At 66.7% G+C, this 19117-nt stretch carries 16 protein-coding genes; 12 read left to right on the top strand and 4 right to left on the bottom strand.

All coding sequences use genetic code 11. The features are described 5' to 3' along the window. Window positions 1-66: 66 nt before the first annotated feature. Window positions 67-894, bottom strand: a complete 828-nt coding sequence (locus AC1RWI_RS20540) for a Crp/Fnr family transcriptional regulator (RefSeq protein ID WP_492868354.1) — start codon at window positions 892-894, stop codon at window positions 67-69. Between the two features lie 269 nt (window positions 895-1163). On the opposite strand from AC1RWI_RS20540, the gene AC1RWI_RS20535 reads away from it, so the two are divergent. Next, entirely contained in the window at window positions 1164-2327 is a 1164-nt protein-coding gene (locus AC1RWI_RS20535; RefSeq protein WP_043356780.1) for an extracellular catalytic domain type 1 short-chain-length polyhydroxyalkanoate depolymerase, read from the top strand. 106 nt (window positions 2328-2433) lie between these two features. On the opposite strand, the gene AC1RWI_RS20530 is transcribed toward AC1RWI_RS20535, so the two are convergent. Then, a complete protein-coding gene (locus AC1RWI_RS20530; RefSeq protein WP_043356776.1) occupies window positions 2434-3744 on the bottom strand; it encodes an MFS transporter in 1311 nt (436 codons plus the stop codon). Window positions 3745-4153: 409 nt separating this feature from the next. Here AC1RWI_RS20530 and AC1RWI_RS20525 point away from each other — a divergent pair, with 409 nt between their 5' ends. Both AC1RWI_RS20525 and AC1RWI_RS20520 read left to right on the top strand, forming a co-directional pair. Then, window positions 4154-8146: a DUF748 domain-containing protein gene (locus AC1RWI_RS20525; RefSeq protein WP_492868352.1), complete on the top strand. Its 3993-nt coding sequence runs from the start codon at window positions 4154-4156 to the stop codon at window positions 8144-8146. A gap of 134 nt (window positions 8147-8280) precedes the next feature. Continuing rightward, the gene (locus tag AC1RWI_RS20520; RefSeq protein ID WP_043356767.1) at window positions 8281-8466 is read left to right on the top strand and encodes a rubredoxin; all 186 of its coding nucleotides are present in this window, start codon (window positions 8281-8283) and stop codon (window positions 8464-8466) included. Window positions 8467-8551: 85 nt separating this feature from the next. On the opposite strand, the gene AC1RWI_RS20515 is transcribed toward AC1RWI_RS20520, so the two are convergent. Together AC1RWI_RS20515 and AC1RWI_RS20510 are read right to left on the bottom strand one after the other, a co-directional pair. Continuing rightward, the gene (locus AC1RWI_RS20515; protein WP_173430743.1) at window positions 8552-8710 is read right to left on the bottom strand and encodes a hypothetical protein; all 159 of its coding nucleotides are present in this window, start codon (window positions 8708-8710) and stop codon (window positions 8552-8554) included. A 44-nt stretch (window positions 8711-8754) separates the two neighbouring features. After that, complete coding sequence (locus AC1RWI_RS20510) at window positions 8755-8937, bottom strand: hypothetical protein (protein WP_043356764.1); 183 nt, start codon at window positions 8935-8937, stop codon at window positions 8755-8757. Window positions 8938-9251: 314 nt separating this feature from the next. Here AC1RWI_RS20510 and AC1RWI_RS20505 point away from each other — a divergent pair, with 314 nt between their 5' ends. From AC1RWI_RS20505 to manD, 9 genes are all read left to right on the top strand, one after another. After that, window positions 9252-10001: a FadR/GntR family transcriptional regulator gene (locus tag AC1RWI_RS20505; protein WP_492868349.1), complete on the top strand. Its 750-nt coding sequence runs from the start codon at window positions 9252-9254 to the stop codon at window positions 9999-10001. After that, window positions 10001-11029 (top strand): L-idonate 5-dehydrogenase, encoded by a 1029-nt coding sequence (locus AC1RWI_RS20500; protein ID WP_492868378.1) that lies wholly within the window; start codon window positions 10001-10003, stop codon window positions 11027-11029. The genes AC1RWI_RS20505 and AC1RWI_RS20500 overlap by 1 nt, the downstream gene beginning before the upstream one ends. Window positions 11030-11112: 83 nt before the next feature. Further along, complete coding sequence (locus tag AC1RWI_RS20495) at window positions 11113-12114, top strand: sialic acid TRAP transporter substrate-binding protein SiaP (RefSeq protein ID WP_052495183.1); 1002 nt, start codon at window positions 11113-11115, stop codon at window positions 12112-12114. Window positions 12115-12188: 74 nt separating this feature from the next. Next, window positions 12189-12821 carry a TRAP transporter small permease gene (locus tag AC1RWI_RS20490; RefSeq protein WP_144410042.1) on the top strand — a complete coding sequence of 211 codons (633 nt, stop codon included), beginning with the start codon at window positions 12189-12191 and terminating at the stop codon, window positions 12819-12821. A gap of 55 nt (window positions 12822-12876) precedes the next feature. After that, window positions 12877-14280, top strand: coding sequence for a TRAP transporter large permease (locus AC1RWI_RS20485; protein ID WP_043356757.1), 1404 nt, complete (start codon window positions 12877-12879; stop codon window positions 14278-14280). Further along, entirely contained in the window at window positions 14277-15383 is a 1107-nt protein-coding gene (locus AC1RWI_RS20480) for a mandelate racemase/muconate lactonizing enzyme family protein (protein ID WP_492868346.1), read from the top strand. Before AC1RWI_RS20485 ends, AC1RWI_RS20480 begins: the two co-directional genes overlap by 4 nt. A 52-nt stretch (window positions 15384-15435) precedes the next feature. Next, entirely contained in the window at window positions 15436-16191 is a 756-nt protein-coding gene (locus tag AC1RWI_RS20475) for an SDR family oxidoreductase (protein WP_492868344.1), read from the top strand. Window positions 16192-16239: 48 nt separating this feature from the next. Further along, window positions 16240-17787 (top strand): UxaA family hydrolase, encoded by a 1548-nt coding sequence (locus AC1RWI_RS20470; protein WP_492868342.1) that lies wholly within the window; start codon window positions 16240-16242, stop codon window positions 17785-17787. Between the two features lie 49 nt (window positions 17788-17836). Further along, on the top strand, window positions 17837-19048 hold the full coding sequence (manD, locus tag AC1RWI_RS20465) for a D-mannonate dehydratase ManD (protein ID WP_492868340.1): 1212 nt from the start codon (window positions 17837-17839) through the stop codon (window positions 19046-19048). Window positions 19049-19117: the final 69 nt, after the last annotated feature.

The raw sequence follows: 19117 nt of genomic DNA, 5'->3' as shown, positions 1-19117 counted from the left end.
ACCCCGCGCACGGCGGAATAGTCTGAACATAGCCGCGTTTGCACGCCCTTGCTGTCGGCGTCTGTCCTACGCAACCGAGGTGCCCGCGGCGTGGATGCCTTGGGTGGTGTCTAGCCGGGCCGGGCCCGGAGCGCAGGCGGACGGGCTATCCGTCACCGGTTGGGGCGGGCGTAGCGGCACCCGCTCCGGGTCTTCATAGACGGAGCACAGCCCCGCCGGATCGATGATGCGCAATTGCCGCTGCCGCACGGTGATCAGCCCGACCGTGGCAAACCGCGCCAGCAGGCGGGATACGGTTTCCAGGGTCAGTCCCAGGTAGCTGGCCATATCGTTGCGCGACATCGCCAGGATCAGCGCTGCTCCGGCATTGCCCCGGCGGCGTTGCTCGCCAGCGAGGTCGAGCAGCAGCATGGCCAGCCGCTGGGCGGCTTTCATGGACCCGATCGCGACCAGCAGTGTCCGCTCGCGCTCGGCATTGCGGCGCAACGTGCTGCGCATCGGCTCCCGGTACTCGGCGCTGAGCAGGTGCGCGCGTGCCGTCTCCACCGGCACCACGCAGCAGCGCGTGTCCTGCATGGCCACTGCGCTTGTGCAATGCGCCTGGCCATCGAGATCCTCCAGCCCGAGCACGTCGCCCCGATGCGCGAAGGCGGTTACCTGACGCCAGCCAAGCGGGGACTCGAACACGGATTTGGCGCTGCCGTCGCGCACGGGAAACATGGCCAGTACGGGCCGGCCCTGGCGGTGCACCGTTTCTCCGGCGCGCCATAGCATGCTGGCCGGGGCCAGGCTGCGCTGGCGCCGATCGTTTGCCGCTGACGCCTCCGAGTTGCGGCAGATTGGCTGGAACAAGCACAGCGAGCAGCTTGGCAACGCTGCATCGGGCGTGGTCATGACATTCTCCGTTTGCCTGCGATACACGCAAACGCAGTATAACCGCGCGCCTTTTACCGCTATCTCTTAGTGATCTTCATTCTTTCGTTGGCTGAATTCAGTATTTTGGTCATTGCGGGCGCGAGCGGAAGTGCTTCTGCGGGCGCATACCGGATTAGATGAAGGAACCTAATGTTTGGCTTTCATAACATGTGATGGAAAAGCGACAGCAAGCGCCGGGTTGCCGTGTGCTATGCTGCATCGCAACAATATCGATGGCAGGAGTCTTCATGACCAAAAGCCTTTCGGCGGACTGGCATGCGCAGCTCCGGCAGATCAGCCGGGCGCAGCCCCAGTCCGCGCACCATCTCAAAACGTGGTTCAACCGTATCGCTACCCTTAATCCCGCAGCGCCCCGTCTTCGGGCGCGTTCGCCGGCGCCGCTGCCTTTGCCGCCGCGCCACCCCTTGCCCGGAGAATGGGCTCCCCATCATCACCGCCTCGCGCCGCTGCCGGGCGAGCTGGTGCCTCGCCTGCCCTACTGGCTATACGTGCCTTCCGGCGCACCCAAGCGGCCCATGCCACTGGTGGTGATGCTGCATGGTTGCCGGCAGACGCCGGAAGATCTCGCGGCGGGCACGCGGATGAATGCGCTTGCCGAGCGCGAAGGCTTCATGGTGGCCTATCCCCAGCAGCCCCTGCGGCGCCAGATGCAGCGCTGCTGGCAGTGGTTCGACCTGGGTGCCACGGAAGGCGGCCGCGAGGCGCAGGCGCTGGCGGTATTGATCGATGCGTTGGCGGCCAGGCGGGACGTCCGTGCCGACCAGGTGTATCTGGCGGGCTTGTCCGCGGGCGCCAGCATGGCGGCGGTAGTGGCCTTGCGCTATCCCGGGAAGATTGCCGCGGTGGGCCTGCATTCGGGTGTCGTGATCGGTGCGGGCCACACGGCCAGCGATGGCTTGCGTGCCATGCAGCACGGCACGCAAGCCGACCCGGCGATGTTGCTCGATGCCGCCGGCGTGACGCCGGGCGGACCGAAGATGCCGGCCATCGTGCTGCACGGCATGGACGACGCAGCGGTGCATCCCGTCAACGCCCGCTTGCTTGCGCGCCAGTTCCTGGCCTACAACGGCATGAACGACCGGGTCGAGGAGCGGATGAACGGCGCTGCGGTGCGCCACCTCGCCGGCGCCGGGCAGGAAGCCGCCTCGACGGATACAGATGCGGAACAGGCTGACGGCGCCAGCGGCCATCCAGCCAGTGCCCTGCTGCCGGCCGGGGACTACCTGGAGGCCAGCTTTGGCACCTGGAACCGCGAACTGGTCGCGCTGTGCGAGGTTGCCGGCCTCGATCACGCCTGGAGCGGCGGCGATGGCGACTACCCTTACCATGCGCCGATCGGCCCCGATGCCAGCGCGTTGATGTGGGGATTTTTCAAGCAGCATCGCCGCTAGCGCTGGCCAGCGCATGGGCGTAAAAAAAAGGAGGGCGCGGATGCGGCCCTCCTTTTTTTCATGGCCGGCGTGTGGCTTGACGCAGGCGCAGCAGTTGCCATCAGGTTCAGGCGAGCGAGCGGTCCTTGACGAACAACGCCGTCGCCATGCCCAGCAGGCACAGCGCCACCACGTAGTAGGCGGGGGCCAGCGGATCGTTCTTGAGCATCAGCGTCACGATCATCGGGGTCAACCCGCCGAAGATCGCGTACGACAGGTTGTAAGAGAACGACAGCCCGGAAAACCGTACCTGGGCCGGGAACGCCTTGACCAGCACATACGGCACCGCGCCGATGGTGCCCACGAAGAAGCCTGCAACCGCGTACAGCGGGATCAGCAGGTCCGGGCGAGTGTGCAGGGTGCTATAGAACACGTACGAGCTGATCGCCAGCAGCAGGCCGCCAGCGAACAGGGTGACCCGCGGGCCCACCTTGTCGGCCATCAGGCCAGCCACCACGCAGCCGACCGTCAGGCACAGCGTGGCCACGCTATTGGCTACCAGCGCGGTGCGCGCATCGAAGCCATAGATCTTTTGCAGGAAGGTGGGCGTCATCAGGATCACCACCACGATACCCGCCGACAGCATCCACGTCAGCAGCATCGATACCGCCACCGCGCCGCGGTGATCGCGCACCACTGTCTTGAGCGGCATCTCCGCGGCCAGCGCCTTGCGCTTTTGCAGTTCGGCGAACACCGGGGTTTCGTGCAGCCAGCGGCGCAGGTACATGGAGCCGATGCCGAACACACCGCCCAGCAGGAAAGGCATGCGCCAGCCCCAGTCGACGAGCTCGGCCGGGGTGAAGATGGTGTTGACGCCGGTGGCCACCAGGGAACCCAGCAGGATGCCGGCCGTCAGGCCTGCGGTCAGCGTGCCGCAGGCATAGCCGGTGCGGCGCGCGGGCACGTGCTCGGAGACGAACACCCAGGCGCCGGGCACTTCGCCGCCAACCGCCGCGCCTTGCATCACGCGCAGCAGCAGCAACGCCACGGGCGCCAGCAGGCCGATCGCATGGTAGGTCGGCAGCAGGCCCATCAGCAGCGTCGGCACCGACATCAGCAGGATCGACAGCGTGAACATCTTCTTGCGGCCCAGCAGGTCGCCGAAGTGGGCCATGATGATGCCGCCCAGCGGGCGCGCCAGGTAGCCGGCGGCAAAGATGCCGAAGGTTTGCAGCTGGCGCAGCCAGTCCGGCACCGACGGCGGGAAGAACAGCTGCCCGATAACGGTGGCGAAGAAGACAAAGATGATGAAGTCGTAGAACTCGAGCGCGCCCCCGAGGGCGGCAAGGGCAAGCGTCTTGTAATCCTGTCCGGTCAGCGGGCGCGCTTGCTGGCTGTGCGCGCTATCTGCTCCGGCAGTACTGCTGATGGTAGACATGAGGAGACTCGCATGGAAATTGTTCGCATGCGAAGCGCGCAACACGGTTGACGTGGAGGGTTCTGGCCGGAGGGTACAGCGCGGGAGAAGCAGGCACTAAGTGGCGGATAAGCCGCTGGCATGCGACAAGACGCTTCGCAAAGGCGTGACAATACCAGATCGGCGTTGAAGCGGCTCCGGACGGCGCGCTTGAATTCCTTCCGGGATCGTCCTGAAATCCTTTTTAAATCCCTTTGAATGCCTTTGCTTTGCCCCCAAGCGTTGCGATAATGTCGCTAAAAAGTGAAATCCGGGCCACAAAGTGGCCGATCCGTCTGGCGACACCGTGTGGAATACTTGCTCCATCGTGCTCTCCAGTGGGTTCGCATAGCGCACGCGGGTAGTTGGGGGTCGAATCTTCTGGGATCACATGGCAATCAAGTTCTCCATGCAGGCAGCAACCGCAACGCCACGTCGCCGGGCCGGCATGCGGGTGGCCGGCGGCATTTTGGCCGCGCTGGCGGTATTTGGCCTGGCCGGGTATTTTGGCGGGCCACCGCTGATCAAATCCTTTGCAGCCAAACAGGCCAGCGAAGCGCTGGGGCGCAAGGTCACGTTTGGGGGTGCCGAGGTGCATCCGTTCTCGCTGGCCGTCGACGTTTCCGACATTACCATCTACGAGCCCGATGGCACCACGCCCATGCTGACCGTGGGCGAAGCCAGGATCGATGGCGCCATCGCGTCACTGTGGCACTTCGCCCCGGTGGTGGATGCCGTGCATATCGACCGGCCCGCGCTGCATCTTGCGCGCGACGCCAACGGCCGCATGAACTACGCCGACATCGTGGAGCGCTTCGCGGCCAAGCCGCCCGCGCCAAAATCCGAGCCGGCGCGCTTCTCGGTCAACAATATCGCGCTGACCGGCGGCAGCCTGGTGTTCGACGACAAGCTGCTCAACCAGACGCAGCGCGTGGACAACCTGACCATCACGCTGCCGTTCCTGTCCAACCTGCCGCATGACGTGGAGATTGTCACCCGGCCCACGCTGAGCGCGAACATCAACGGCTCCGCGCTGGCGCTGGATGGCACCATGCTGCCGTTCGCCGCATCGCGCGAGACCCACCTCAACATCAACCTCGACGCCCTGGAGCTGGCGCGCTACATGCCGTTCGCGCCGAAGCTCAAGGATGCGGATATCAAGGGCGGGCTGCTGGATTCGCGGCTGACGCTGGGCTTTATCCAGGACAAGGACAAGCAGGACGTCTTCCTGGCAGGTACCGCGGCGCTGCGCGACGCCGATATCCGCAAGCATGACGGATCGCCCCTGGTGAAGGCCGGGCGGGTAGCGGTGGACATCGCGCGCATTGAACCGTTGGGGCGGATGGCCCACCTGCGCAGCCTCTCCGTGGAGGGCCTGGCCGTGCAGGCAGTGCGGCGCGCCGATGGCTCGCTCGACCTGGCCGACGCATTCCTGCCGGAAGCCGCCAAGGTCGAGAAGCCGGCCTACGCGCCGGCTGCAGCCGCATCGGCAGTCGCAGCTGCGCCCGCATCCGCGCCGGCCGCAGGCAAGGCTGGCCCGGCTTCCGCACCTGTCGTGGCCAAGGCTGGCCCTGCTTCGGCACCCGCCGCCGCCGGTATTGCGCCGGTGCCTGAAAAGCCCTGGCGCTATGCGATCGACCAGATCACCGTCAAAGAGGCCCGCCTGGGCCTGCGTGACGACTCGGCGCCTTCCGGGCCCGGCACGCTCGCACTCGGGCCGCTTGACGCCGACGTGGCCGGTCTGTCCGGCGACAGCGACAAGCCGGCCAAGGTGCAGGCCAAGCTGATGATCGGCGACGGCCAGACGCTCAGCCATGAGGGCGAGCTGTCCCTGCGTGGCGGCACCATGGACGGCACGCTGCAAGCCAGCGGCTTGAAGCCCCAAGGGTTTGCCGCATGGTGGCCGGCGGCGCTCCAGACCCGGCTTGGCGACACTGCCATCCATGCCGAGCTGCATTACAAGATGGCATGGGGCGGCCCCGCTTTTGCTTTCTCGCTGGAAAAGTCCCGCATCGAACTGGCGCCGCTCTACCTGAGCACCCGCGAGCCGGTGACGGTGGCGCAAGTGGCAGCCGCCACGACGGGCGCAAGCCAACCTGCCGCTGCCGATAGCGACCGCCGGCGCGGCGCGCGCCGCGCGCGCGCGCGCGACGACAGCGACACCGCCAACCTGCCGGTGATGCTCGCCGAGCGCGTGGCGCTGGAGGACATCGCGTTCGATCTTGGCGCGCATTCCTTCCAGGCCGGCCAGTTGGTGGTCGCCAAGCCGCAGATCGCCATCACGCGTGACTTGCGCGGCGAATTGCTCGAAAGCGCGCGCCTGTGGGCCGTGCAATCCGGGCAGAAGTCCGCCCAACGCAGCACCGCCGTCCAGGCCAAGGCCGTCCAGCCCGAGAGCGCGGCTGCCGCCAAGCCATTGCCCTGGAAGGCGCAGCTCGGCAAGTTCACGCTCGATGGCGGCAGCCTGCGCGTGACCGACTATGGGCCCGCGGCCGCCAACCGCGATCGCCCCGTGATCCATCAGTTCCGCAATATCAGCCTCGGCACGGGGGCGCTCAACTGGCCGATGGCGGCCGGGGCCATCCCGGTGAAGCTCAAGGCCGATGTGGGCCGGCGCGGCGCGATGGCGCTCGATGGCACCGTGCTGCCCACCGGGCCCGCGGCGCAACTGCAGGTCGACGTCCGAGAGCTGGACCTCGCGCCGCTGCAGCCTTACCTGGCTGACCGCTTCAACGCGGCGTTGCGTGGCGGCGCCGCTACCGTCAAGGGCCGCCTCGGCGTGGAGGCGCCCGCCGGCAAGCCAATCGCCGCGCGCTTCACCGGCAACGCGCTGCTCGGCAATGTGCGCAGCGTCGACCGGATAACCGGTGACGACTTCCTGCGCTGGCGCTCGCTCGCCGTGAACGGCATCGATTTCGCCATGGATGAGGCCAAGGGGCCGATGAAGGTTGGCGTGGCCGGTGTCGCGCTGTCGGATTTCTACGCGCGGGTGATCCTGAATGCCAACGGCCGCCTGAACCTGCAGGATGTGATGGCCGGCGGCGCCGCCAAGGGCGAGGCCGCGCCCAGCACCAGCCTGACGCAAGCCAATCCCGCACCAGCGAGCGCCGCCAGCGCACCGGCCCCGGCGCCCGCACCCGTAGCCTCCGCTGCGGCCAAGCCGCAGATCCGGATTGGCGGCGTGACGGTGGAGAAAGGCAACATCAATTTCTCGGACTTCTTCGTCAAGCCGAACTACACCGCCAACCTGACCGACATGAAGGGCTCGGTCTCCAAGGTGTCCTCGACGGAGCCGGCGCCCGCCGACCTCACGCTGGCAGGCCGCATCGACGATGATGCGCCGGTCACGATCGACGGCAAGCTCAACCCGCTGGCCGACACGCTCTACCTCGATATCGCTGCCAAGGCCGCGGGCGTGGAGCTGACCCGGCTGACCCCGTACGCGGCCAAGTACGCCGGCTACCCGATCACCAAGGGCAAGCTCACGGTCGATGTGGCGTACAAGATCGAGAACGGCAAGCTGGACGCGCGCAATCACCTCTACCTGGACCAGCTCACCTTCGGCGACAAGGTCGACAGCCCGAGCGCAACCAAGCTGCCGGTGCTGCTGGCGGTCTCGCTGCTGAAGGACCGTAATGGCGTGATCGACATCAACCTGCCGGTGTCGGGCTCCTTGTCGGACCCGGAGTTCAGCATCGGTGGCGTGATCGTGCGGGTGATCGTCAATCTGCTCACCAAGGCCATCACCTCGCCGTTCTCGTTGATTGCCTCTGCCTTTGGCGGTGGCGACGAACTGGGCTACGTGGAGTTCGCGCCCGGCACCTCCACGCTCACGCCGGCGGCCACGCAGAAGATCGCGACGCTGGGCAAGGCCCTGGCCGACCGCCCGGCGCTGCGCCTGGAGATCAGCGGCCGCATCGATCCCGCCACCGATAACGCCGGCGCCAGGCGCGCCTGGCTGGACGCGCGCGTGGCCGAGCAAAAGTCGCGCGAGATGCGCGCCAGCGCGAAGGCGGGCGCCGTGGCCGAAGAGAACGAAGAGGGCGAGCAAGGCGCCAAGGTGACGGTGTCGCCGCAGGAGTACCCGAAGTACCTGGAAGCGGTCTACAAGCGCGCCTCCTTCAAGAAGCCGCGCAATGTGATCGGGCTGTCGAAATCCCTGCCCACCAAGGAGATGGAGACGCTGCTGCTGGAGAACGCGCCGGTGACCGATGTGGAACTCCGGCATTTGGCCGAGCAGCGGGCGCTGGCGGTCAAGCAGGCGCTGGAGCGCGATGCGAAGGTGCCGGAAAGCCGTCTGTTCCTGACCGCCTCGAAGCTCAACGCCGATGGCATCAAGGACAAGGGCGCACCCAACCGGGTCGACTTCACCATTCGGCAGTGAATTGCCTGCAAACCTGGCCTTGCCCGCGCAGGGGGGGCGTTGCCGTCCCCTGCGCCCTGTCCCTCGGTCCAATCGGCGGGGTACGAGCAAAAAACGCTGTATCATTTCGCCCGGAATCGATACAGGAGTGCGTTTTGCAGCAGGAAGCCGTTGTTTACAAGACTTGGGTTTGCTTGATTTGCGGTTGGGTCTACGACGAAGAGCAGGGCTGGCCGGACGATGGCATCGCCCCCGGCACGCGCTGGGACGACATTCCTGAAGACTGGCGTTGCCCTGAATGCGACGTGGGCAAGGGCGAATTCGCGATGATCGAGATCTGATCGGCCGGGCAGTCAAACGCAGCCAGGCAGACGATCAGCTACCGGGCGCTTCCGGCCCGGATGACGATACATCACAAAAGGCGGCTTAGTGCCGCTGCATTTGCCGGCAGATGCCGGCGCGCTTGCGCCGCTCGGCGCAGCGCCGGTAGCGCATGCGGTAGGGGTGGCTGCAGCGCCAGATCGCCGTGGCCACGGTGACCAGCAGGAACGCCGCCATCAAGACAGCCAGCAGGCTCAGTGTCATAGCGGCCCCCTTTTTCACAAGCAAGCCGGGAACGCTCGAAGCGTTCAGATAAGCAACGGAAGCGCCTCCAGCAAGGCCACCGCCAGCAGAGCCCCGAAGATCGCACCCGCCGCGCGGCAACTGATGCGCAAGGCCCGGGCTGTGAAGGGGATCCCGCCGAAGGCAATCATGCCAACCAGCGCCATCGGAATCAGGAACACAAGATCATGTGACGTGAGGTGCAGCATTGCCGTCTCCTGACTTTCTGCTTGTGCTTCCAGTATAGAAAGTGTCGCAGGCAGGCCAAGGACGATGACATTGGGGTTGTCCCGTAAGCTGCATTTTTTGTCGGAACGCGTGCGCAAGTCTCGTCGCCAGATCCTTTGCTGCACCCGCCGCCCATGCCGTATTGGCGCCCTGGCGCGGACGCCAGGGTAGCCACCGGCGCCTGCCTGCTGCAGCGCTGCATAAATTCCCCTTGTAGCGCGCGTAAAAATTTCCTAAAAATTGGTCAGGCCACTTTACCTCCTGGCCCAAATCATTTTCGGGATCGCGCGCCGACATGCCCCTGCAGCAGATCGAACCCCGCCGCCTTTACCGCCAGATTGCCGACCAGCTGCGCCGGCTGATCGAAAACGGGGAGTTTCCCGTGGGCGCGCGCCTGCCGCCCGAGCGAGACCTTGCGGTGCAACTGGGCGTGTCGCGGCCATCGGTGCGCGAAGCACTGATTGCGCTGGAGGTGGAGGGGCTGGTGGAGGTGCGGATGGGCTCGGGCATCTACGCCTGTCCGCCGGAACGTGCGCGCGCCGCCAGCGTGATGGCCGAGCCGCCGCTGGATGTGATTCGCGCGCGACAGACCATCGAGGGCGAGATGGCGGCCAACGCCGCGCGGCATGCCACGCCGGCATTGCTGGACGCGCTGGAAGAATCGATCGCCATCATGCAGGAGGAGGCCGGCGCCGGACAGATTCCGGTCAGGGGCGATCGCCTGTTCCATTTGCGGATTACCGAAGTCTCCGGCAATGCCGTGCTGCAGCGCCTGGTAGCCGAGTTGTTCGACGAGCGCCATAACCCGCTCTTTGCCCGCTTCGGCAGCCACTTCGAGAACGCGTCCAGCTGGCACGCGGCCATTGCCGAGCACCGCGCCGTGGTGGCGGCCATCGCCTCGGGCTCGCCGGATGCCGCGCGCGACGCCATGTGCCTGCACCTGGAAGCCTCGCACGGCCGCTTCTACGCGGCGTGGCCCGCAGGCGCGCCAACCGAGCCAACCCCAACGCGGAGCAAGCCGCGCAAGCTTGCCGAGGAGTCATGATGTCCCTGGTCTGCCATATCCATGCGAGCGAAGACCTGCGTTTCACGCAGGTGGAACCGGCCGCTCCCGGGCCGTTCGAGGTCGAGGTGCGCCTTGGCGCGGCCGGCATCTGTGGCTCGGACCTGCACTACTACTTCCACGGCAAGGTCGGCGCCTTCGTGATCCGCGAGCCGCTGACGCCGGGCCACGAAGCGGCCGGCATCGTTTCCCGCGTTGGCAGCGGTGTCACGCGCGTCGCCCCGGGCAACAAGGTGGCGATCAATCCCTCGCATGCGTGCGGGCAATGCGACTACTGTCGTGCCGGGCGCGACAACCTTTGCCGGAACATGCGTTTTCTCGGCAGCGCCAGCATCTATCCGCATGTGCAAGGCATGTTCCGCGAGCACTTCCTGATGCACGAGCGCCAGCTGACGCCGGTGGACAGCGATATCTCGCTGGGTGAGCTGGCGTTTGCCGAGCCGCTCTCGGTGGCGCTGCATGGTGTGAACCGCGCCGGCGAGCTGCTGGGCAAGACCGTGCTGGTCACCGGCGGCGGCACCATCGGCAGCCTGGCGGTGATGGCCGCGCGCCTGGCCGGCGCCGCGCACATCATCGCCTGCGATATCGCTGACCGCCCGCTCGAAGTGGCATTGCGGGTCGGCGCCGATCAGGTGATCCGCACCGACCGGGAGCCGCCGCAGGCGCTGCAGGATCTCGCCGATGTCTGCCTGGAAGCCGCCGGCAGCGGCGCGGCGTTGGACACGTGCCTGCTGGCCGCGCGGCGCGGCGCGCGCATCGTGCAGATCGGCACGTTGCCGGCCGAGGGGCTGCACTTTCCGGCCAACAACATCATGGCGCGCGAGCTGGAGTATGTCGGCGCGTTCCGCTTCGGGCGCGAGTTCGACTGGGCCGTGCGCTACCTCACGCAAGGCCGCCTCGACGTGCGCCCGCTGCTGTCGGCGCAGCTGCCGCTGGCGCAGGCCGTGGAGGCGTTCACGCTGGCCGCCGACAAGACGCGCAGCACCAAGGTACAGCTCACCGCTGCATAGATCCATCCACGCAGCACCTGACTGCCGCAAGCGCATCCGCAAGAGAGCGCCAGGCCCACCACACACACCAAAGGAGACGAAGCATGAAGCCATTTCCCCTGCGCCTGCCGTCAACGTTGCTGCCGGCCGCCCTCGTGCTGGCAACCTGCGTGGCCAGCCTTGCCTGCGGCGGCGCGCTGGCCCAGACCAAGCTCAAATGGGCGCACGTGTACGAGACCTCGGAGCCGTTTCACAAGTGGTCGGTGTGGGCCGCCGAGGAGATCAGGAAGCGCAGCAACGGCAGGTACCAGATCGATGTGTTTCCCGCCTCCCAGCTCGGCAAGGAGAACGACATCAACCAGGGCCTGGCGATGGGCTCGGTCGATATCATCATCTCGGGCTCCAGCTTTGCCGCCAAGTCGTTCCCGCGTATCGGCGTGACCTACTACCCCTACACCTTCCGCGACGCCAACCACCTGCTGGCCTATACCAAGAGCGATATCTACAAGGAACTCACGCGCGGCTACGAGGAAAAATCGGGCAACCATATCGTCGCCACGACCTATTACGGGACGCGCCAGTCCACCTCCAACAAGCCCTTCTCGCACTGCGCCGAGATGAAGGGCCTGAAGATGCGCGTGCCCGATGTGCCAGCCTACCTTGCCATGCCGCGCGCCTGCGGCGTGAATACCTCGCCGATTGCCTTTGCCGAGGTGTACCTGGCATTGCAGAACGGCACCGTGGAGGCGCAGGAGAACCCGCTGCCCACCATCGAAGCCAAGAAATTCTATGAGGTGCAGAAGTACATCGTGCTTACGGGCCATATCGTCGACCACCTCAACACGGTGATCTCGGGCGGCCTGTGGAAGAAACTCTCCGAGGCCGACCGCAAGATGTTCAGCGACGTGGCGCAGGAAGCCGCCATGCGCGCCACCGCCGACGTGGTGGCGCGCGAGAAGGAACTGGTGGCGGTGTTCAAGCAAAAGGGCCTGACGGTTACCGACATCAATGTGCCGGAGTACCGCGACGCGGTGCTGAAGAACGTGAGCTTTGAATCGCAGGGTTATCGCAAGGCCGACTGGGACAAGATCCAGGCCGTGCAGTGACCCCGGCAGCAGGCGCCAGATGGCAGATGACAGACCATAGATCAGGCAGATCACAGTCTTTGCGGAGCAACACCATGGAAATGCGTTCCCGACTTGCCGACGACCTGCCCGCGCAGGCCGTTGCCGGCGAGACCTCAGGCGGTGCGCCGCAACTGGCCACCGTCGCGGAGCTGGCGCACAGCTTCGAGGAGGCCGACGACAAGCAGGCGGACCTTGCAGGCTATGCCGCCGAGGACTGGTTCACGCTGGGGCTGTTCTGGCTCATGACCGCGCTGGTCTTCCTGCAGTTCTTCACCCGCTACGTGATGAACGACTCGCTGGCCTGGACCGAGGAACTGGCCACCTACTGCCTGATCGGCGTGGTGTTCATCGGCGCGGCCATGTGCGTGCGCAAGAGCCGGCATATCCAGGTGGACCTGATCTACCGCTACCTGCCGCACGCGCCGGCACGCGCGCTGTCCACGCTGGTGGACATCGTGCGCACTGCCTTTCTTGGCTATGCCGGTTGGCTGGCCTGGCGCTACATCCTGGTGGTGGGCGACGAGCCGATGACCACCATCGAGTGGAACAAGAGCTGGATCTACTACCTGGTGCTGGCCGGATTCGTCCTGATGTGCCTGCGCTCCTGCCAGGTGAGCTGGCTGAACTGGACGCAGGGTTTTTCCATCCTGGAGCGCCCCGAAGCGTTCGAGGCCAGCGACGACTGACAACGACCGACAGCGACAGACAACGACCGACGACCAACCCGGAGCGCGCGCCGCCATGTGGATCCTGATTGTTTCCTTCCTGCTGCTGATGCTGGTGGGCCTGCCGGTCGCCATTGCGATGGCGGTGGCTTCGCTGCTGTATATCTGGGCCTCCGGCACGGTGCCGGACGTGATCCTGGCGCAGCGCATGATTGCCGGCGTGGAGAGCTTTCCGCTCCTGGCCGTGCCCTTCTTCATCCTCGCCGGCAACCTGATGAACGTGGCCGGCATCACCGGGCGCATCTATAACTTCGCCGTGGCGCTGGTGGGCTGGATGCGCGGCGGGCTGGGCCACGTCAACATCATCGGCTCGGTGATCTTCTCCGGCATGTCGGGCACCGCCATTGCCGATGCGGCGGGCCTGGGCACCATCGAGATCAAGGCCATGCAGGACCACGGCTACGAGACCGAGTTCGCGGTGGGCGTGACGGCGGCCTCGGCCACGCTCGGGCCGATCATCCCGCCGTCGCTGCCGTTCGTGATCTACGGCATGATGGCCAATGTGTCGATCGGCTCGCTGTTCCTGGCCGGCATCGTGCCGGGCCTGGTGCTGACCTTGTTCATGATGGGCACGGTGGCGTGGTTTGCCCACCGCCGCGGCTGGGGCAGCGATACCGCGTTCTCCTGGAAGCTGCTGGGCAACGCCAGCATCGAGATCGCGGTGGTGCTGGCCTTTCCGCTGGCGATCTGGCTGATGACGCGCTTTGGCGTGTCCACCAACGTGGCCGCGCTGATCGCGCTGGTGGTGCTGCTGGCGCTGGACTGGTACTTCGACTTTTCCGCGGTGATGGCGCTGATGGCGCCGGTGATCCTGATCGGCGGCATGACGCTGGGCTGGTTTACGCCCACCGAGGCCGCGGTGGCGGCGGTGATCTGGGCGCTGTTTCTCGGGCTGGTGCGCTACCGCTCCATGACGCTGCGCTCGCTGGCCAAGGCCACGCTCGACACCATCGAGACCACCGCATCGGTGCTGTTCATCGTCACCGCGGCATCGATCTTCGCCTGGCTGCTCACCACCAGCCAGGCCGCGCAGATGCTGTCCGACGCCATCCTTGGATTCACCCACAACAAATGGGTGTTCCTGCTGCTGGCCAACGTGCTGATCTTGATCGTGGGCTGCTTTATCGACACCACGGCGGCGATCACCATCCTGGTCCCGATCCTGCTGCCCATCGTGCTCAAGCTCGGCATCGACCCGATCCATTTCGGGCTGGTGATGACGCTCAACCTGATGATCGGCCTGCTGCATCCGCCGCTGGGGATGGTGCTGTTCGTGCTGGCGCGGGTGGCCAAGCTGTCGGTGGAGCGCACTACCGTGGCCATCCTGCCGTGGCTGGTGCCGTTGTTCCTGACGCTGATCGCCATTACTTACTTCCCGGCGATCACGCTGTGGCTGCCGAACCTGGTGGGCAGCAAATGAGCGCCACCATCGTCCAGGTCGAACTGCTGCAGGTGGACTTGCCGCCGCGCGTGCCGCGCTCCGACGCCATCCAGTCCTTCGTCATGCAGGAAACACCCATGGTGCGCATCCGCTGCGACGATGGCGCTGAGGGCACGGGCTACGCCTATACCATCGGCACCGGCGGCTCATCGGTGATGGCGCTGCTGCGCGATCACCTGGCACCGCGCCTGATCGGGCGCGATCCCGCCCAGATCGAGGCGATCTGGCGCGAGCTGCTGTTCGCCACCCACGCCACCTCGGTCGGCGCCATCACCAGCCTGGCGCTGGCCGCCATCGATACCGCGCTGTGGGACTGGCGCTGCCGGCGCGACGGCCAGCCCCTGTGGCTTGCCGCCGGCGGGGCGCAACCGCGCGTGCCGGTCTACACCACCGAAGGCGGCTGGCTGCACCTGGATGCCGATACGCTGGTGAGCGAGGCCGTGGCGGCGCGCGAGGCGGGTTTTCGCGGTGCCAAGCTGAAGGTGGGCCACGCGCGGGCGAGCGAGGACGTGGCGCGCCTGGCAGCGGTGCGAGACGCGGTCGGAGACGGCTTCGAGCTGATGGTGGACGCCAACCAGTGCTTCACCGCCGCCGAGGCCATCCGGCGCGCACCGCGCTACGCCGAGCTGGGCATCGCGTGGTTCGAGGAGCCGCTGCCGGCCGACGATATCGGCGGGCACGTGCGGCTGGCCGCATCCACCTCGGTGCCCATCGCAGTGGGCGAGTCGTTGTACTCGCCCGGCCAGTTTGCCGAGTACGTGCGCCAGGGCGCTTGCGGCATCGTGCAGGCCGATGTGGCGCGCATTGGCGGCATCACGCCCTGGCTCAAGGTGGCGCACCTGGCCGAAGCCCACAACCTGTCGATCTGCCCGCACTTCCTGATGGAGCTGCATGTGTCGCTATGCGCCGCGGTGCCCAACGCAGCCTGGGTGGAGTACATCCCGCAGCTCGACGAGATTGCCGCCAGCAGCGTGCGCATCGAGGCCGGCCACGCCATCGCCCCGGACGCACCGGGCCTTGGCATCGAATGGGACTGGGCCGCGATCGGGCGCCGCACGGTGGCGCGCGCGCTGGTTTCCTGATGATTTCACCGGCTACGCAAACGCGGCCGGAACCGCTCATGGAGAACGACTGATGACGCAACGACTCGCTGGCAAGCTGGCCCTCGTCACCGCGGCCGGGCAGGGCATTGGCCGCGCCACCGCCGAAGCCTATCTGCGTGAAGGCGCGCGCGTGATCGCCGCCGATATCAACGCGCGCTTGCTCGAGGCGCTGGCCGCCCAGCCCGGCTGCACCACGCTGCGGCTGGACGTGACGGACGGCGCCGCGGTGCAGGCCGCGGCGAAGCAGGCCGGCGCGCTAGATATCCTGTTCAACGGCGCGGGCTTCGTGCACCACGGCACCATCCTGGAATGCGACGAAGCCGCTTTCGATTTCTCGATGAACCTGAACGTGCGCGCCATGTACAGCATGATGCGCGCCTTCCTGCCCGCCATGGTGGCGCGCCGTAGCGGCTCGATCGTCAACATGGCGTCGGTGGCAGGCAGCATCAAGGGCGCGCCCAACCGCTTCGTCTACGGCGCCACCAAGGCGGCGGTGATCGGTATGACCAAGTCGGTGGCGGCGGACTACATCGGCCATGGCATCCGCTGCAATGCGATCTGCCCCGGCACGGTGGAGTCGCCCTCGCTGCGCCAGCGCATCGCGGACCAGGCGCGCGATGGCGGCAAGAGCCTGGCCGAGGTGGAAGCCGCCTTTGTCGCCCGCCAGCCGATGGGGCGCATCGGCAGCGCCTCGGAGATCGCCGCGCTGGCGGTGTACCTCGGCTCGGACGAATCGGCATTCACCACCGGCACGGCGCAGGTGATCGACGGTGGCTGGTCCAACTGAGGCGGTACATCCTGTTCGTCCCCACTCAGCCATCCGCGCGGAGCCAGCATGCCAGCCGATAAAGCACCCAATGTCATCCGCATACACCCCGCCGACGATATCGTCATCGCCTGCCGCCAATTGGTGCCGGGCACCGTCATCGCCGCCGAGGGCGTGAGCGTCGCCAGCCTGGTGCCGCCCGGGCACAAGCTGGCGGTGCGCGCCATCGCCGCGGGCGCGCCGGTGCGGCGCTACAACCAGATCATCGGCTTTGCGCGCCAGCCGATCGCGCCGGGCCAGCACGTGCATACGCATAACCTGGCCATGGGCGAGTTCACACGTGAATACGCTGCCGGCGCGGATGCGCGCGCCACCGAATACGTTGATGCACCGGCCAGCTTCGATGGCATCAAACGCGCCGACGGCAGCGTGGCCACCCGCAACTACATCGGCATCCTTACCTCGGTGAACTGCTCCGCCACGGTGGCGCGTGCCATTGCCGATCATTTCCGGCGTGAGCTTCGCCCGGAGGCGCTGGCCGCGTTTCCCAATGTGGATGGCGTGGTGGCGCTCACGCATGGCGCGGGCTGCGCCACCGATAGCGAGGGCGAGAACCTGCGCGTATTGCGCCGCACGCTGGCGGGCTACGCGCGCCACCCGAACTTTGCCGCGGTGCTGGTGGTGGGGCTGGGCTGCGAGGCCAACCAGATCGATGGCCTGCTGGCCGAGGAGGATCTCGCCGGCATGGCCGGCGGCCCGCGCCTGCATGCGTTCAACATCCAGGATAGCGGCGGCACCGCCGGCGCGGTGGCGCGCGGCGTGGCCATCGTGCAGGACCTGCTTGCCGACGCCAATCGCGTGCACCGGCAAGCCGTGCCGGCGAGCCACATCATGGTGGGCCTGCAATGCGGCGGCTCGGATGGCTACTCGGGGCTGACTGCCAACCCGGCGCTGGGCGCGGCCGTGGATCTGCTGGTGCGCCATGGCGGCAGCGCCATTTTGTCCGAGACGCCCGAGATCTACGGCGCCGAGCATCTGCTCACGCGCCGCGCGGCGTCGCCGGCGGTGGCCGCGCGCCTGCTGGCGCGGATCCGCTGGTGGGAGGACTATTGCGCGCGCAACCACGGCAGCATGGACAACAACCCCTCGGCCGGCAACAAGGCCGGCGGGCTCACCACCATCCTGGAGAAGTCGCTAGGCGCGGTGGCCAAGAGCGGCACCACCAACCTGGTGGAGGTCTACGAGTTCGCGCAGCCGGTGCGTGCGCGCGGCCTGGTCTTCATGGACACGCCTGGCTACGATCCGGTCTCTGCCACCGGCCAGGTGGCGGGCGGCGCCAACCTGATCTGCTTCACCACCGGGCGCGGCTCGGCCTACGGCTGCGCGCCATCGCCCTCGCTCAAGCTGGCGACCAACAGCGCGCTGTGGCAAAGGCAGGCCGACGACATCGACATCAACTGCGGCGACATCGTCGATGGCGGCGCCAGCATTGCGCACAAGGGCGAGCAGATTTTCCGGCGGATGCTGGAGACCGCATCGGGGCGAAAGACCAAAAGCGAGCTGCATGGCTACGGGCAGAACGAGTTCGTGCCGTGGTCGCTGGGCGCGGTCATGTAAGCGCATGCCGGCGCTGGGAACCATCGACAAAAACCAAGCAGGAGAGAGCATGAAGATCACCGCCGCGCGCGTCATCGTGTGTTCCCCGGGACGCAACTTCGTGACGCTGAAGATCGAGACCGACGAGGGCCTGAGCGGCATCGGCGACGCCACGCTCAACGGCCGCGAGCTGGCCGTGGCGAGCTACCTGGAGGACCACGTGGCGCCCTGCCTGATCGGGCGCGACCCGCACCAGGTGGAGGACATCTGGCAGTACCTGTATCGCGGCGCGTACTGGCGGCGCGGGCCGGTGACCATGAGCGCGATCGCCGCGGTGGATACCGCGCTGTGGGACATCAAGGCCAAGGCGGCGGGCATGCCGCTTTACCAGTTGCTGGGCGGCAAGAGCCGCACCGGCGTGATGGTGTACGGCCACGCCAATGGCAGCGATATCGAGGCCACGGTGGACGAAGTGCTGCGTTACAAGGAACTGGGCTACCGCGCGGTGCGCGCGCAAGCGGGCGTGCCGGGGCTTAACAAGGTGTATGGCGTGTCGTCGGACCGCTTGTTCTACGAGCCGGCCGATGCCTCTCTGCCGTCGGAGCACGACTGGAGCACGGAGCGCTACCTGGATCACACGCCGCGCCTGTTCGAGAAGGTACGTGACGCGGCTGGCTGGGACCTGCACCTGCTGCACGACGTGCACCACCGGCTTACGCCGATCGAGGCGGCTCGCCTGGGCAAGTCGCTGGAGCCGTTCCGCCTGTTCTGGATGGAAGACGCCACGCCCGCGGAGCACCAGGAGAGCTTCCGGCTGATCCGCCAGCACACCACCACGCCGCTGGCGGTGGGCGAGGTCTTCAACACCATCTGGGACTGCAAGACGCTGATCCAGGAGCAGTTGATCGACTACATCCGCGCCACCGTGGTCCATGCGGGTGGCATTACGCACCTGCGCCGCATCGCTGACTTCGCCGCGATGCACCAGGTCCGCACCGGCTCGCATGGCGCGACCGACCTCTCGCCGGTGTGCATGGGCGCCGCGCTGCATTTTGACCTGTGGGTGCCCAACTTCGGCATCCAGGAATACATGCGCCACAGCGAGCAGACCGATGCGGTGTTCCCGCACGCCTACACCTTTGCCAACGGCATGCTGTATCCGGGCGATGCGCCGGGACATGGCGTGGATATCGATGAGACGCTGGCGGCCAGGTTTCCCTATCAACGCGCCTACCTGCCGGTGAATCGCCTTGCCCACGATGGCACGCTCTGGCACTGGTAGCGCAAATGCCGGGCAGATACAGGCAAATTCAGGAAAGCACAGGCAAACACAGGCAAACACAGGCAAACA

The sequence above is a fragment of the Cupriavidus sp. MPR-AND1C genome, from assembly GCF_058809705.1.
The sequence above is the reverse complement of the archived record's forward strand: the minus strand, read 5'-3'. Positions and strand labels throughout refer to the sequence as shown.